We start from the raw sequence: 14483 nt of genomic DNA, 5'->3' as shown, positions 1-14483 counted from the left end.
CATAATCCGTAGAGCCTAAAATCATAAGGAAGTTGTTTTATTTATTTTTTTCAGTTTTTTAGATTCATTTATGGTCTGTTCTATAAAAAAATCTAGAAAAACTGGTTGTTAGTCCCCACAAAGTGGATATTTCAATTCGATTTCACATATTTTCCCATAAAATTCACACATTATTTGTTTTTAGCTGTGCTATACTTAGTGCAAGCAAGGAATAGAAGACCTTGCCGGTATGAAGTCATTTTGATATTCATACTATTTTCTATCCCCTTAATTTTTTGAAAAGTCAGGCACCCCCTTAGCCTGGCTTTTCACTTTTTATAGGTATTTGTTGTATAATAAAAGATATTAAACAGGAGGATCTATCATGTGTATTTTTTGTTCAATAGTCAATAAAGAAATTCCCAGTCATTGCATCTATGAAGATGATACAGTTTTTGCGTTTTTAGATATTAACCCTACAGCTAAAGGACATACCTTAGTCATCCCCAAAGAACACTGCACTTCTTTTCTGGATTGCCCAGCCACATTGAGGAATCACGTTTTTGAAGTTGCTCAAATGTTGGCCAACCGTTTAGAAAAACAATTGAATTGTGATGGAATCAACATGCTTTCCAATATTCACGAAGCAGCCGGGCAAAGCGTCGAACACTTTCATGTCCATCTGATTCCTCGCTATAAAGGGGACACTGAGATCATTCATTTTCACGAAACAAAAGATATAGATTTTGAGGAATTGAAAAGGAAGTTAAAGTAAATGGAGAATCATTCCACCTGGACTCTTGTGATCCTTGTCGCACTAGCTATCTTCTATCTGGTATTTTCACAACTTTATCGAAAAAATCGACAGAATCGATGGATGGCAGAGCTTCAATTTTTAGAGTTTGAACAATTTGACAAAGATATCCGTTCTCCGATGGTTCGATTGTTTTTTCCTCTTTACCAAATCGAATTCCTGAAGCTAAATCGCTATCTGTTATCCGATGATTCCGAGAAAATACAGAAACAATTCCAAATTGTATCAAAACTGGCAAGAAAAAAAGAACAACGTCAGGAAGTTTGTACGATTGCCTTTGAACATTATGTCTATGAAGAAAACAAAGAAGAATGTGATCGTTACCTCAAGGAGATCGACAGCTTCGATAACTCTACCTTGCAGGCTCATGCTCATCAGCTCTACGACATCTTGATTGAACACAAGACCGATAACCTGCCAACTATGGAACAATCCTTTCAAAAAGCTTCTCCTGGCGAGAAAACCATTCTTGCCTATCTTCTGGCAAAACAATATCGATTCCTTGACCAAGAGAAAAAAGCCCAATATTATGAGTCTTATCTAAAAAAAGAAACTTCAGCATGAGGTTTCTTTTCTTTTTTCCACACCCACCAAATAAGGAACCGCCCTCTGGTTCAAAGGATGAAAAGCAATCACCCAATAATCTTGAGAATCTAATGTGCTTAGATACGATTCAATGCGCTCTGCCTCCATTTGACCTTGTGCATGCGGATAAAAAACCAGGGCCATACGACCTTTCTTTCGCAGCATCTGCAAACCCTTTTGCACCGCTATCAGACTGGTCGACCAGGAAGTTTTGATCTTGGAATCAGCATGCGGACAATAGCCAAAGTTAAAGATCATCGCATCCACTTCCTGCGTGAGGACCTCCTCCATTGTCTCGTGCCCTTGACAATGTGCCTCTAAACGAGAATCCCCAATTCTTTGAACAGTTTCCAATAAAACATCTTCCTGTATTTCAAACGCAATCACTTGTCTGCATCCCTGATCTAAGAAAAACTGAGCATCTTTCCCGTGTCCTAAAGTGGCATCCACACAAACAGCCTGAGAGTGCAGCACATTTCGTAAAAACAGATGACTCATTTCGACGGCTGATCTCATCGTAGTTTTAACTCCTTCTTATAGAGAAGATAATCTTCTTCCAAATAACAGACAAAAGTCACATGGATTCTTTTCGCATCCGGATATTGGCGCATCAATTTCTGTACAGTCGATACTGCAATCGAACACGCCTTTTCGTGAGGATAGCCAAAAATCCCCGTGGAAATGCACGGAAACGCCAAACTCAAGGAATCCAAATCTTGATCAATCAGATAATCATATGCCAACGAAAGTGTGTTCCAATAACAGGCCTGCAAATCAATAGCGTCCTGGTCAGTTCCATGATAAACGGGACCGACCGTATGAATCACAGCTTTGGCCGGAAGCCCATAACCTTTGGTCAAAACTGCCTGGCCAGTCGGACAATAACCGATCTTTTGGCACTCTTCTGCCAGCCCTTGTCCGGCTCGCGCAAAAATAGCTCCGCAGACGCCTCCACCTGGTAAAAGATGCTGATTTGCGGCATTGACAATAATATCAAAATCTAATCGCGTAATATCTCCCTTGATTGTTTGAATCATTGTTGTCCATCCTTTCCTTTTGTGATCTCATCCATCTTTTTAGAAATTTTTTGAGTGCTTGTCGTAACTAAACCCACTTGATTATTTAGTGTCTCTAAAGTGCGCACCACTTTCTCATTTCTCTGCTTTAAACGATCGATGTCTTCTTGAAGTTGCATGATATTTTTTTCAATTTCCTGAATGTGGGATGACCGGTAGAAATCGCGTGTGCTGGCAAGCAATGTAAAGATCACACCTACTAAAGTCGTAGGTGAAGTCAAAAGAACGTGTTTGCTCAAAGCGTAATCCAACATATCATCCATAGAGCCGCAAACATATTGATAGATTGCTTCACTGGGAATAAATAAGATTGCTTGTTCAACGGTTTGTTCGGTAATATATTTTGCCGCTACATCATCGATATGTTTTTTCATATTCATTCGAAACAGTTTGGAATAACTCTCTGGATCTTCTTCAATCTTTAAAAAGTTTTCTACCGGGAATTTGGAATCGATACACAATATTTTGTCTGTGCCCGGTAGGTGTAATATCGCATCGACGATCTTATGGTTGTTTAACATAAACTGCATTGAAAAAATACGAGGATTTTCACCCGCATAGATTTTCAATAAAGATTCCAATTGATATTCTCCCCAATTTCCTCTTCTTTTGGTATTGGTCATGATTTTATTCATCGATTGAATATTCTCATGCATCCAGGATAATGACTGTTGGCTCAAAGCTGATTCCTTTGCCAAATTCTGGATCTGATTATTTAGTTGTTGGAATGTTTTTTGAATTTGCTGTTGTTCAAATGCACTTCTTGTTTCTTCTTCTTTTTTTTGAAGCATTATTTGAACAAGAGAGTCTTCTTGTTTCTGATTTTGTGATTTGATCTGGATTGCCAAAAACAATACACAAAAAATCAATATTGCCAGACAAGCAACAATTACGATCGTCATACAAATCTTCCTTCCTCTAATAACGAGATCAGAATCTCTTTTTGGTTTTTTTGGGGATAATAAAATACATATTGTAACAGCTGATTTAAAGTATCATGGATCGCTCTTCCTTTTTGCGACGTATGCTCTAAAACTTCCTTCCCGCCTATGGCCAGATCTTTGAATTCCATAGGACGTTTGCTTTGCGAATTATAGTATTCTATAAATGCATTTAGATCCTCTAATGACTTTTGTCCATAGGATGAATGAGCCAAGATGTCGCACTGACGAAGGCGAAAGAACTGACGCATCCTTTGATCGCTCCACCCTTTTTCAATACGATAGCGATAGATCGTTTTTAATTTACAGGCTAATCTGTCATCATGAAACTCTATCAATGCCGGGATTTCTTTTTGAAAGCTGGACGGCAGTTTTAAATCGTGTACGATTCTTCTCGCAATAGCCGCACTCACAGGCGGATGACCATAGAAATGATCGATTCCTTCCTTGGTCGTTTTCACAGAGGGTTTTCCAATATCGTGCAGCAACAAAGCATAGGCCAATTCTTTATCGAAGGGCTTTAAATAAGAAACAGCTCTTAAGGAATGATGAAGCACATTGGTATCGTGCCATAAAGAATTCTGATCACACCGTAGGCAAGCTTCCAGTTCCGGGATCCAGGGCGACAGCATTTCCGTCATCTGTTCAATCTGATAAGGATCCCATTCCAAGATTTGAATCAGCTCTTTACAAATCCGTTCTACCGCAATGTAACGAATCAGCGATGCATTTCGAATCAATGCAGCCTTGGTATTTTCTTCCATGGTGAATTGGAGTTTGGCACAAAAACGGTGCGCTCTCATAAGCCGCAAAGCGTCTTCTTGAAACCGTGTATCCGGATCTCCTACACAGCGAATCCTATGGTCTTTAAGATCTTGGCGGCCGCCAAAAGGATCGATCAGGCCTGTATCCGGATGATATGCCATGGCATTGATCGTAAAATCTCGTCTGGAAAGATCTTCTTGAATCGTAGAAACGAAAGTGATCGTAGAAGGATGACGATGATCACGGTAATCTGATTCCTTACGAAAAGTCGTGATTTCTACCGGTTCCGGCATTAAAACTGTGATCGTTCCATGACGAATCCCGGTTGGAACCGTATGTTCAAATAAAGATTGAACAACTTCCGGAAGCGCATTCGTACAGATATCGATATCAGTGTATTCTTTTCCTAATAGTGCATCACGAACACAACCGCCTACGACATAAGCCTGGTACCCGTTCTGATTTAAAGTTTGTAGAATCGACTGAATGGATTGAGAAAGTAACATATTCATATTATACACTGAAAAAAAGACAGAAGCTAAGCCTCTGTCTTGGAATAGAGCGGTGTATTCTTGGATAGAATTTCTTGAGCCAAACGCAAACTGGCAAAAATGAATTCAAACTGTTTCCCATGACTGCAGCGAGCACACGCTCTAGCCATATCTTGAAGAAAACGCGGATCCTCCGATTCCATATCCACCACTAGAAACCAGTGGCTTGGCTGATCGGTCACGATTCTTTCCTTTAAGACGATTGAACGGATATTGGGATGTTCTTTCCCATACTGGATCAAAGCTTCTTTTAAATCTGTGACATCAAATGATGGGTCACGTAAACTGACTTTTTCTCCTTTTTCAATTTTCGTCTCCCGCAAAGCCGTATGTCGCGGATGTTTTTTCAAATTCATCAACATTGCAGTTGTAAATGGAATATTATATCCATAAGGATCCAGTACGATGCCGGAGATATCCTTTTGAGCCATTTCCACAATTGGTATATATTGGTCGTATTTCAGCAACAACATTTTGGCTCCTTGTGATCCACTCCATTTTTCGCTTTCTTCTTTGGAAGTAAACATTGGAAAAAAGCGTTGTTTCTCAGTTGTCTGGATCGTCAACAATGAGAAGTGAGTATCCGGCGGAAAGGTCATATTTCCCTTTTCGTCCCGGATGGGTTCCTTATCCCAAGTGGCAGCTACGTAAAGCGGACTTGTAAATAAGAGTTCAATGATCACATTTCGAATTTGTGGTGTATCTTGTTGTTTTAATTCCTTTAAAGCGGCTTGCATGCCGGTGTTCACATATGCCATATTTTTCACTCCCCACTAATTGCACATTTTTCAAAATAAATACTTGGACTTTTGATCGTATGATAACTCCAATCCAAATCGTTGCCGACCGCCACTACGGAGCGCATCAATTCCATAAAGTTGGCAGCCACTGTAATCAAAGTCACACTTCGGCTTCGTTTGCCATCTTTGACCAGATAACCAGAAGCTTGTAAAGAAAAATCAGTTGATACAAAATCAATGCCGGCATGCAGCCCTTGCAGATCGGTAATCACCAAACCATCTTTCATAAGTTGGCACAATTGTTCCAGAGAATGATCTCCAGGTAAGATTTGACAATTCATCGGTGACACCCCAACCGTTGCCGCGTATCCGGATTTAAAACCATTTCCGGTACTTTGTGTATGCATACAATTAGCAGTTTTTGTCGAATGTAAAGCCTGTACAAAAACGCCCTGGTCAACAAGTGTTTTTTTATGAGTCGGGCACCCTTCATCGTCAAAATTGGCAATCGACAAAGCATCTGTATTGCGAGGATCATCTATGATCGTGATCTTATCCGAAAAGATCTTTTCATTCATCTTATCCTTCAAACAGGAAATTCCTTTATACAAAAGTTCTCCATTGAACAATCCCACAAAAGATTGAAACAGTGAAGTCATTGCCTCTGTCTCAAAAATAACCGGCATCATCTGTGAAGGGATGGAAGAGGCTTGCAACTTTTCGAGTGCTTTATCACATACTTTCTTCACAAAAGCATCTAAATCAAAACTAGCTAAGTCTTCCACTATTTCCACTTCATAATTGACTTGAACATCTTCCCCTTGTCCAGCCACGACATAAGCCATCAAAATCTGCATCTGATCTTCATCTTGTACATCCAACCCTAGAGAATTGAAAATACTTCGCGAACCAAAAGCTTCTTCATAGCCTAATTCATTGACTTGGAGGATCCTCGGATCGTAGGCCTTGAGCTTTTGTTCCAAGATTTGTAAAGTCTGTTGAACGAGTTCATTCGATGGGCGCACCCAATTCCTATCTTTTTTTACAACATCAAAAGATTCTGGTTCTCGAATCTGATCCGGTTCTTTAGTCGACAGCAATTTAGCTTGCTCAATCAATTGCTCAATAACTTTTTCTTTATCTTCATCCTCAATTTTCTCAAAAGCCATATTTGCCATTTTGTTTTGATAAACCCCTCGGATCGAAGTTCCCATAACGCGGCTGTTCGTCATTGTGTCCAATTTCCCTTCATACCATGTCATAGAACGCTGTGAAGATAAAGATTGATAGATTTCTAAATTATCCATCCCCTTTTCCAAGGCACATTGGATCCATGCTTGTTTATTCATGAGCAGTTCCTCCTACTGTGATCTTAGATACGCGAATCGCCGGTTGCCCTACATCCACAGGAATGCTTCCTGAACTAGATCCACACATTCCCTGGGCACGCGACAAATTATCACTCACGCGGTCGATATCCATCAAGATTTCTTTTCCGTTTCCAATCAAGCTGGCGCCTTTGACTGGTTTAGTGATTTGCCCGTTCTCGATCAAATATCCTTCATTGACCGCAAAATTAAACTCTCCAGTCTGCGGGTTTACACTGCCGCCACCCATCTTGCGCGCATATAATCCTTTTTCGATTCCTTTGAACATATCTTCAAATTTATCTTTGCCCGGTGCAATATAAGTATTTGTCATACGCGAAGTGGGTTCAAATTTATACGATTGGCGTCGGGCCGATCCCGTAGACGAATGATTCATTCTTCTTCCGTTCAAGCGGTCCACCATATAGTTTTCCAAGACTCCATTGCGAATCAAAACTCGTTTTTGTTGTGGCGAACCCTCATCATCAACGTTTTCGCTTCCCCATGCATTAGGGATCGTTCCATCATCAATGGCCGTTACACATGGACTCGCGATCACCTGCCCTAATTTACCAGTAAACACACTTTGATTTTTCGCAACGGAAGTTGCTTCCAAAGAGTGTCCACACGCTTCGTGAAAAATCACGCCCCCAAATCCATTATCAATAATTACAGGCATTTTCCCCGATGGGCAATCTTGAGCTTCTAACAAAACCAAAGCACTGCGAGCAGCTTCTTTCCCGATCGATTCTGGTGTGCGTAACGCATAAAACTCCAAACCTTGACTTGCCCCCGGGCTGTCATTTCCCGATTGCATGTTTTCTCCTTCTTGCGCATAAGCACTGATTGCCAAACGAGTGCGCACGCGAGTATCTTGGACTAAACGTCCTTCCGTGTTTGCGATTTGAACATTTTGATGTACACTACTCAACGATCCAGTGACTTTTACGATTCGTTGATCGCATTGTTTGGCTGCTTGATACCCTTTCATCAACAATTGTGCCTTCTGTGACAAAGGTGCTTCGATCGGATCCACCTGGACCGGATGTCGGTTATCAATTTCTACTTTTTCCAAATGAACTTCTTTTTCGTGATCAGCTTGCCCAAAGGCATCTCGCAATCCATCGATCAAAGTATTCAAACTTGTCATATCTAATTCATTGGTATACCCGTAAACCGATTGCACATCTTTATATAAGCGAATTCCAACGCCGGCACGAACGATTCGATTGACTTCTTCGATTTCGCCATCCACCATGGAGATTCCTTCACTGACTGTATCTTCTTCAAATATTTCCGCAAAGTCAGCATTCCCTTTTAAACACCGTTGTAACAAAACTTCACATTCTTCTTTTGACAACATTTTGGCTTTCACCTCCAATGTTCCTATTATAACAATAAGTGAAAAAAAAGACCACGATTGTGGTCTATCCGATTGCATCAGCGAATCGCTTAGTAATTACTTGTGGTCGGGTGATGATCGAGCCGACAACAACACTGTACGAACCAAGTTCCAGTACACGTTTTGCCTTTGCCGGAGTGTCGATATTTCCTTCAGCAATCACCGGCTTATCGATTTTGGATAACAGTTCACGAATGATTTCGAAATCATTCGATTCGATGTGCAGTCCTTTTGATTCTTCCGTATAGCCCACCAAAGTTGTTCCTACAAAATCAAAGCCCAGCTTGGCTGCATGAAGCATCTCATCTAAAGTTGAACAATCTGCCATCAACATCTGAGAAGGATACTTAGCGCGAATATCCTGATAGAATTCATCCAAAGTCTTACCGTCCGGACGTTGCCGGCATGTTGCATCAACGGCAATCACTTCGGGAGAAACTGTCATTAGTTCGTCGATTTCCTTCATGGTTGGCGTGATATACACCGGATTATCTCCATACTGTCTTTTAATAATTCCAATCACCGGCAAATCAACTTGTTTCTTGATCTCCTCAATATCACTCACGCTGTTAGCACGGATGCCATGAGCACCACCTTGTTTGGCTGCAATAGCCATACGTCCCATAATAAAGGAAGAATGTAATGGTTCTTCCGGCAAAGCCTGACATGAAACAATCAGCTTGCCCTTTACTTGACTCATCTTTTCCATGTTTATATTATATCACTCCTTAATCAAAATAACGATAAATATCAGAATAGTCTTGAAAAAACGAATCTTATTTTACGAGATTTACAATTTTTTCTTCATTCAGAATAAAAAACGTTTGCAAAAGAGAAAACGCTGTGCTATATTAAGTAGGCACGAATCGTGCATGTGCGCCCATAGCTCAATTGGATAGAGCGTTTGACTACGGATCAAAAGGTTGTGGGTTCGACTCCTGCTGGGCGCGCCATCCTTTTTTAATCGGGACGTAGCACAGCTTGGTAGTGCACTTGATTTGGGATCAAGGGGTCGCAGGTTCAAATCCTGTCGTCCCGACCATTTTTATTTTTTTGGCTGGGTAGCTTAGTTGGCTAGAGCATCCGGTTCATACCCGGAAGGTCGTGAGTTCGAGTCTCACCTCAGCCACCAACGAGTTTTGGACCCTTAGCTCAGTTGGTCAGAGCATCCGGCTCATAACCGGCGGGTCGTAGGTTCGAGTCCTACAGGGTCCACCATTCTCAAGAACTTTTGGAGAAGTACCCAAGTGGCTGAAGGGTCCGGTCTTGAAAACCGGTAGGTCGTTAGCGCGGCGCCTGGGTTCGAATCCCAGCTTCTCCGCCATTTCATTTCATTTCACATCGCGGGGTAGAGCAGTCTGGTAGCTCGTCGGGCTCATAACCCGGAGGTCGTTGGTTCAAATCCTTCCCCCGCAACCATGGTCTCATAGCTCAGTTGGTAGAGCAAAGGACTGAAAATCCTTGTGTCGTTGGTTCGATTCCGACTGAGACCACCACTTGTCAACAAACCTTTATCATTGTGATAGAGGTTTTTTTATTTTGATATTTTTTCTCAATTTCTCTTCTGTCTTTCTTCAAAAGCTATAGTATAATAAAACTATAGTTTAATGAAGTAAATTAGGGAGGATTGAATCATGGAACAAATAAATCAAAAAGAGAAAATGGAAAACCACAGAATTTTATTGTGGGGGGGTATAAGAAGTCCTTACGGATCTTCTTTACTTTAGGAATCGCGACAACAATGGCTTTCGGACTGACAGGTTGCGGCAATAGTGAACCTCCTGTTGAAGAAGCAGAAACAGAAGTAACCGAAGAAGTTGAAACTCAAGAAGCTACCACTCCGGAAATTATCGGTGAAGATAGCTCGGATACCTTAACTATTGATGAACTTCTGGCAGGAATAGGAGCTTCAGATATTGACGAAGTTTGGAATAATCAAGAGGCTCTGGATTTTATAGCAAATTGGATGGAACAAAATGGTTATTATGATGTTGAAGCCAAATTTGCAGGTGATGTACCCGTTTGTGAAGCCCATTCCATGCTACAAAGCGATGGATCCGAAATGTATGTTTATGTTGAGGTAAGCCCTAGTTATGGTGGAAAGTTTATGCTACATGCCGATCGCCAAGATGGCGATGCGCTTGGAGAAAGGCTTGCTGTATGGAGATCTCCTGAACTTCCTTCAGCGCTTAAAGTAAATGAGACTATAGAGCAAGGTGATTGGAACTGACAATTAGGCGAGAAGATGTAGACTAACCTTCTCACCCCTAACTTGTTAATAAACTTGATCGACTTTTTGTAGTCTTTAATATAATTTTCATGCAGAAATATCCATAATATACATGTATACATGGATGTTTCTGCTTTTCTTAATTCCTAGAATTGTTAGTAAGTTAATATGATTTATGTAGAGGCGATACTATTATTCGAAATCTTTTGACGAAGGTTTAACTATTGATACATTCTAAAAATGATTTTGTATTTGAGAACAATCGGATTTGTTGACTATTTGAAAATCTAAGATATAATTTAATTGCAAGGTATATACCTTAACAGCGGGTGTATCTCAGCCCTAAGTGAGAAATTTATTTAGCGAGCTTCTCTTAGCTCAATACAAGAAATTTACAAGTGAGCGTTTCGCTGCTCTGAATGCGATTGTAACAAAAGCAGGAGCACATAAAAGTTCCTGCTATTTTTTTGAGGTGATTGAAAATGGAAAACATTAAACTATATACAGTTTCAGAAAAATATATTGAATACCTATCTTCCTATGCTCCACATTTATTTAGAAACAAAGCCGCAAATCAAACACATCATAGAGCATATATCGGAATTGTTTTACAAGTAAACGGACTTGATTATTTTGCCCCTCTCTCTTCATTCAAGGAAAAACATAAACGAATGCAGGAGACATTAGATTTCATTAAAATCAAACGATATGCTGTTATAAATCTTAATAATATGTTTCCTATTCAATCTAAAGATTATACGTACTTGAATTTTTCGAAAGAACGAGATTCAAAATATAAATCTTTGCTTTTGGCTGAATATCGATATATAAAATCCATTCAAGAAAAAATACGCAAAAATGCTTCTTTGGTGTATAAACTTAAAATAAGTGGAGAAACAAGTTCTTTAACAAAAAGATGTAATGATTTTCTCCTTTTGGAAGAGAAATGCCGTAAATATAAATAATCAACAAATCCGCTAGTTTGAAGAAAAAATACCAAATTTGAAAAAACGAAAATAATACTTGTTAATATATGCTAATTTGATTATACTCTTAGTATAAAGAAAGTCCTATCTGGTTCGCCTGGATACCGACAATTACCACCATCTCTAAAATGTGCCTTTATCGCTTTAGATAAAGGCTTTTTTATGTTAATCAGCTTTTTCTCATTTTATGTCCTGTTCTTTTTAACAAGCTATACTAGAATATAATCAGAGGAAAAATTTATGAACCAGAAAGATATAGGACAATTCATTTATAAATGTCGAAAAGAAAAAGGTCTTACACAAGCGCAATTAGCAGAAACACTAAATGTTAGTGACAAATCCATTTCCAGATGGGAAAATGGAAAAACTATGCCGGACCTTTCTTTATATGAACCTTTATGCAACGCCCTTGATATTCAAATTTCTGAACTTCTCTATGGCAAAAAAATGAACGAAAAAGAGAAATTAATACAAGGCGATCAATCCGCAATGGAAATTTTCAAGACAAAATCGGAATTGTTGACATTTGGAATATTGACAGAACTTTTGATTCTTGTTGGAATTATTATCACCATTACTCTGACAAAACTCTTTGCGAAAACAATTTTTCAGACAATACTTATCATGGTTTGCGGCGGTTTTGTATGGGGATTTGGAATCATACTGCGAATAAAGATCAAAAAGGCAATTTCTTTTCTAGAAAAAGATTTGCTTTGAAAGGAGCCATTTTATGAAAAAATACCTGATATTTAAATCTTTAACAGTTTTCATTACCAGCATAGCAGGAATTATGGTCATATTTACAAACCAAGAGAACCCTGAACTGAGCACGATTTATTGTCTATCTATCTCCGTATTTATGTTAGGAATCTTGTTGGTCGTAGAATGGAATATCCGCAAAAAGAACCCTTTTGAAAACCGAACCAAGCTCGATTCATTTCTTTCATTTGGTATGATGGCCGCACTATTTGGCGGGATCGTGGAATTTAACCAAATTGTTCAAATCTCACTTTTTTCGCTTGGAATATTGATTGCGATTATTTCACTCATTATCGTTGTTTTGAAAAATAAAGACTTCAAAGTTTGAAATTACTGTTCGGATGTTTCGCGTTTTTTATAACGATACTTACTATAGTATTTATAAATTAAGATAAATGCTAAAGCGAATACTCCGAGAAGAATAAGTTCATAAAGTGAAATTGTAAAAACCACATCCGGGATAAAGATTTTAAATAAGATGATACTAAATAAAGCATACATACCCCAAAGGATCCATCGATAAAAGTTAAATTCGAAAGTATTCCAAGAAATAACAAGGTTCATCCAAAATATAAGGAAGAATAGATTAATTCCATAGATGATGTCCAATAAAGAAATACAGATCTCATTATATGGTAAATTATTTCCAAGCCATAAGAAATCTGACAGCATTTCGATAAATAAAATGAGTAATGTGCCTGCCGTTATCAGGAAGAACCATTCTAAAAAGTTTTTACGTAAAGTTTTTTCGGCTATCTTTTGACAATAATTTTCATAATCGGATAGTTCAGAAAACTGATTTTGAACATCCATAAATACTGTATTTAGAAGATCGTTATACGCAGCATTATTAATACCCATCCCTCGCATGCGATTTCTTATTTTTGAAAAAACTTGTTTTTTTTCTCTGCTTAATTGTTTCCATTCTTTTTGCATAATAGCAACCTCGTATTAGTATTGTTTTATACTAATATTATAATATATTAATATACAAATCTGATTGTTCTTTTTTCCTTTCCTAAACAAAAAGTGATATAAAAACAAATTGATACAAGCTAATGTCAATTTATATACTAGAAGTAGAAAAAACATAGGAGGCGCTCATATGAAATGGTATACAAAAAACAATAATAAGAGAGAATCTCTACGCGCAAAATTGATTGATAAAAAAGAAAATGAATATTTTCGTATCCCAGGAAAAATACCAACACCAGAACAGGTATTTGAATTGATTTTCATGACTGAAGAAGGAAATAAAACTTTTGAAGTTAGTATGTTTGAATACAATGTGGTCGAAATAGGCATGGAAGGCCTATTGGTTTTCCAAGGCTATCAATTAATCTCATTTGGCAAATGGATAAAAGACATAGAGAAATGAAAAACATAGTGTCTCCTTAGTTTTTATGTCACTCGAAAAAGAACGATCCATCATCTCAGGCATCCCTTATCAAACATTGATAAATATGTATTTAGATGACTGCGTAAAGAAGCATAGACAAATTAAAATTGACTGGCAAATCGAGTAGGAGGCGGTGACTAACCGCCGTCCTCTCACACCACCGTACGTACGGTTCTCGTATACGGCGGTTTCAATAGTTGACGTGCATTTGCTGGTATGCATCGGCTAAATCATAAAAGCCTTTGCGTACCAGTATTTCTTTTGATAAAGCTCTGTTTACTGTGCTGGTTGCCGATGTAAACCAATGCCCTCTGCGGCTGTTAGCCGCCATATGTGCATAGTACTTCGGTATCCCAAGCTTCATCAGATACTTCATCTTCGACCTCGGCCTTTTCCACATCTTCCATATACACATACGTATTCTGTGGTATAGCCATCCATTCAGCTCTTCAACTGCATGCTTCATCGCTGCGATTCCATAGTAATTAAGCCATCCTCGCATATACTCTCTGATTTTGCACAGTGCCGGTATTACGCTCTGAACATGTCTGCGGGTGGACAGGCTTTTCAGTTTGGCTTTCATCTTCTTCCACGACTTCGGATGAACTCGAATGAATGTACCATTTCCGTTCCTTCCCAATGCGAAGCCGAGGAACTTAAAATTTCGAATCGCATACACACTGGTCACTTTGCTCTTCTTTCTGTTGACAGTCAGCTTCAGCTTGTTTTCCAGATATGTTGTGCTTGTTTCCAGTAGCCGTTTAGCCGCTCTCTCGCTCTTTGCAAGCAGTACCATTTGAAAAAAGCTTATGAGCTGAAAGAACAGTATTTTGATTTCAATCAGATCACCGAAGAAACATATACCGGAAGACCGGAAAAAGAAAAAGAA

17 protein-coding genes and 7 tRNA genes are annotated in these 14483 nt (G+C 39.0%); 14 read left to right on the top strand and 10 right to left on the bottom strand.

The window, feature by feature from the left end; genetic code table 11:
• Positions 1-364 precede the first annotated feature (364 nt).
• On the top strand, positions 365-754 hold the full coding sequence (locus HNQ43_RS07705) for an HIT family protein (RefSeq protein WP_183376480.1): 390 nt from the start codon (positions 365-367) through the stop codon (positions 752-754).
• The gene (locus HNQ43_RS07700; protein ID WP_183376478.1) at positions 755-1357 is read left to right on the top strand and encodes a hypothetical protein; all 603 of its coding nucleotides are present in this window, start codon (positions 755-757) and stop codon (positions 1355-1357) included.
• Here the strand turns inward: HNQ43_RS07700 and mnmM are convergent.
• The 8 genes from mnmM to HNQ43_RS07660 form a co-directional block, all read right to left on the bottom strand.
• Positions 1349-1894: a tRNA 5-(aminomethyl)-2-thiouridylate-methyltransferase MnmM gene (gene mnmM / locus HNQ43_RS07695; protein ID WP_183376476.1), complete on the bottom strand. Its 546-nt coding sequence runs from the start codon at positions 1892-1894 to the stop codon at positions 1349-1351. The genes HNQ43_RS07700 and mnmM overlap by 9 nt on opposite strands.
• Positions 1891-2415: a macro domain-containing protein gene (locus HNQ43_RS07690; RefSeq protein ID WP_183376474.1), complete on the bottom strand. Its 525-nt coding sequence runs from the start codon at positions 2413-2415 to the stop codon at positions 1891-1893. Before HNQ43_RS07690 ends, mnmM begins: the two co-directional genes overlap by 4 nt.
• Complete coding sequence (gene rmuC, locus HNQ43_RS07685) at positions 2412-3356, bottom strand: DNA recombination protein RmuC (protein WP_244957059.1); 945 nt, start codon at positions 3354-3356, stop codon at positions 2412-2414. The genes HNQ43_RS07690 and rmuC overlap by 4 nt, the downstream gene beginning before the upstream one ends.
• Positions 3353-4666 carry a CCA tRNA nucleotidyltransferase gene (locus HNQ43_RS07680; protein ID WP_183376472.1) on the bottom strand — a complete coding sequence of 438 codons (1314 nt, stop codon included), beginning with the start codon at positions 4664-4666 and terminating at the stop codon, positions 3353-3355. The genes rmuC and HNQ43_RS07680 overlap by 4 nt, the downstream gene beginning before the upstream one ends.
• 32 nt (positions 4667-4698) lie before the next feature.
• Positions 4699-5469, bottom strand: coding sequence for an enhanced serine sensitivity protein SseB C-terminal domain-containing protein (locus tag HNQ43_RS07675; protein WP_183376470.1), 771 nt, complete (start codon positions 5467-5469; stop codon positions 4699-4701).
• A gap of 5 nt (positions 5470-5474) precedes the next feature.
• A complete protein-coding gene (locus HNQ43_RS07670; RefSeq protein ID WP_183376468.1) occupies positions 5475-6800 on the bottom strand; it encodes a TldD/PmbA family protein in 1326 nt (441 codons plus the stop codon).
• Positions 6793-8181, bottom strand: coding sequence for a TldD/PmbA family protein (locus tag HNQ43_RS07665; protein ID WP_183376466.1), 1389 nt, complete (start codon positions 8179-8181; stop codon positions 6793-6795). The genes HNQ43_RS07670 and HNQ43_RS07665 overlap by 8 nt, the downstream gene beginning before the upstream one ends.
• Before the next feature lie 64 nt (positions 8182-8245).
• Complete coding sequence (locus tag HNQ43_RS07660; protein ID WP_204686391.1) at positions 8246-8920, bottom strand: N-acetylmannosamine-6-phosphate 2-epimerase; 675 nt, start codon at positions 8918-8920, stop codon at positions 8246-8248.
• Between the two features lie 176 nt (positions 8921-9096).
• On the opposite strand from HNQ43_RS07660, the gene HNQ43_RS07655 reads away from it, so the two are divergent.
• The 11 genes from HNQ43_RS07655 to HNQ43_RS07605 all read left to right on the top strand — a co-directional run bounded on the left by HNQ43_RS07655 (position 9097) and on the right by HNQ43_RS07605 (position 12523).
• Positions 9097-9173, top strand: a tRNA-Arg gene (locus HNQ43_RS07655).
• Positions 9174-9185: 12 nt separating this feature from the next.
• A tRNA-Pro gene (locus HNQ43_RS07650) sits at positions 9186-9262 on the top strand.
• Between the two features lie 13 nt (positions 9263-9275).
• A tRNA-Met gene (locus tag HNQ43_RS07645) sits at positions 9276-9352 on the top strand.
• A 9-nt stretch (positions 9353-9361) separates the two neighbouring features.
• Positions 9362-9438, top strand: a tRNA-Ile gene (locus HNQ43_RS07640).
• A gap of 15 nt (positions 9439-9453) precedes the next feature.
• Positions 9454-9544: transfer RNA gene (locus HNQ43_RS07635), tRNA-Ser, on the top strand.
• Positions 9545-9562: 18 nt separating this feature from the next.
• Positions 9563-9639, top strand: a tRNA-Met gene (locus HNQ43_RS07630).
• Position 9640: 1 nt separating this feature from the next.
• Positions 9641-9716, top strand: a tRNA-Phe gene (locus HNQ43_RS07625).
• Between the two features lie 131 nt (positions 9717-9847).
• Entirely contained in the window at positions 9848-10450 is a 603-nt protein-coding gene (locus HNQ43_RS07620) for a hypothetical protein (protein WP_183376463.1), read from the top strand.
• A 482-nt stretch (positions 10451-10932) separates the two neighbouring features.
• Positions 10933-11415 (top strand): type III toxin-antitoxin system ToxN/AbiQ family toxin, encoded by a 483-nt coding sequence (locus HNQ43_RS07615; protein WP_183376462.1) that lies wholly within the window; start codon positions 10933-10935, stop codon positions 11413-11415.
• Between the two features lie 261 nt (positions 11416-11676).
• Positions 11677-12153 carry a helix-turn-helix domain-containing protein gene (locus HNQ43_RS07610; protein WP_183376461.1) on the top strand — a complete coding sequence of 159 codons (477 nt, stop codon included), beginning with the start codon at positions 11677-11679 and terminating at the stop codon, positions 12151-12153.
• 13 nt (positions 12154-12166) lie between these two features.
• A complete protein-coding gene (locus HNQ43_RS07605) occupies positions 12167-12523 on the top strand; it encodes a hypothetical protein (RefSeq protein WP_183376460.1) in 357 nt (118 codons plus the stop codon).
• 2 nt (positions 12524-12525) lie between these two features.
• On the opposite strand, the gene HNQ43_RS07600 is transcribed toward HNQ43_RS07605, so the two are convergent.
• Positions 12526-13131 (bottom strand): hypothetical protein, encoded by a 606-nt coding sequence (locus HNQ43_RS07600; protein ID WP_183376459.1) that lies wholly within the window; start codon positions 13129-13131, stop codon positions 12526-12528.
• Between the two features lie 169 nt (positions 13132-13300).
• On the opposite strand from HNQ43_RS07600, the gene HNQ43_RS07595 reads away from it, so the two are divergent.
• Entirely contained in the window at positions 13301-13573 is a 273-nt protein-coding gene (locus HNQ43_RS07595; RefSeq protein WP_183376457.1) for a DUF2500 family protein, read from the top strand.
• A gap of 211 nt (positions 13574-13784) precedes the next feature.
• Here HNQ43_RS07595 and HNQ43_RS09335 read toward each other — a convergent pair whose 3' ends face one another.
• Positions 13785-14177 (bottom strand): group II intron maturase-specific domain-containing protein, encoded by a 393-nt coding sequence (locus tag HNQ43_RS09335; RefSeq protein ID WP_425321254.1) that lies wholly within the window; start codon positions 14175-14177, stop codon positions 13785-13787.
• Between the last annotated feature and the right edge of the window lie 306 nt (positions 14178-14483).

It is taken from the genome of Faecalicoccus acidiformans (assembly GCF_014202635.1).
GTDB lineage: Bacteria > Bacillota_I > Bacilli_A > Erysipelotrichales > Erysipelotrichaceae > Faecalicoccus > Faecalicoccus acidiformans.
This window is presented reverse-complemented; position numbering and strand designations above follow the sequence as displayed.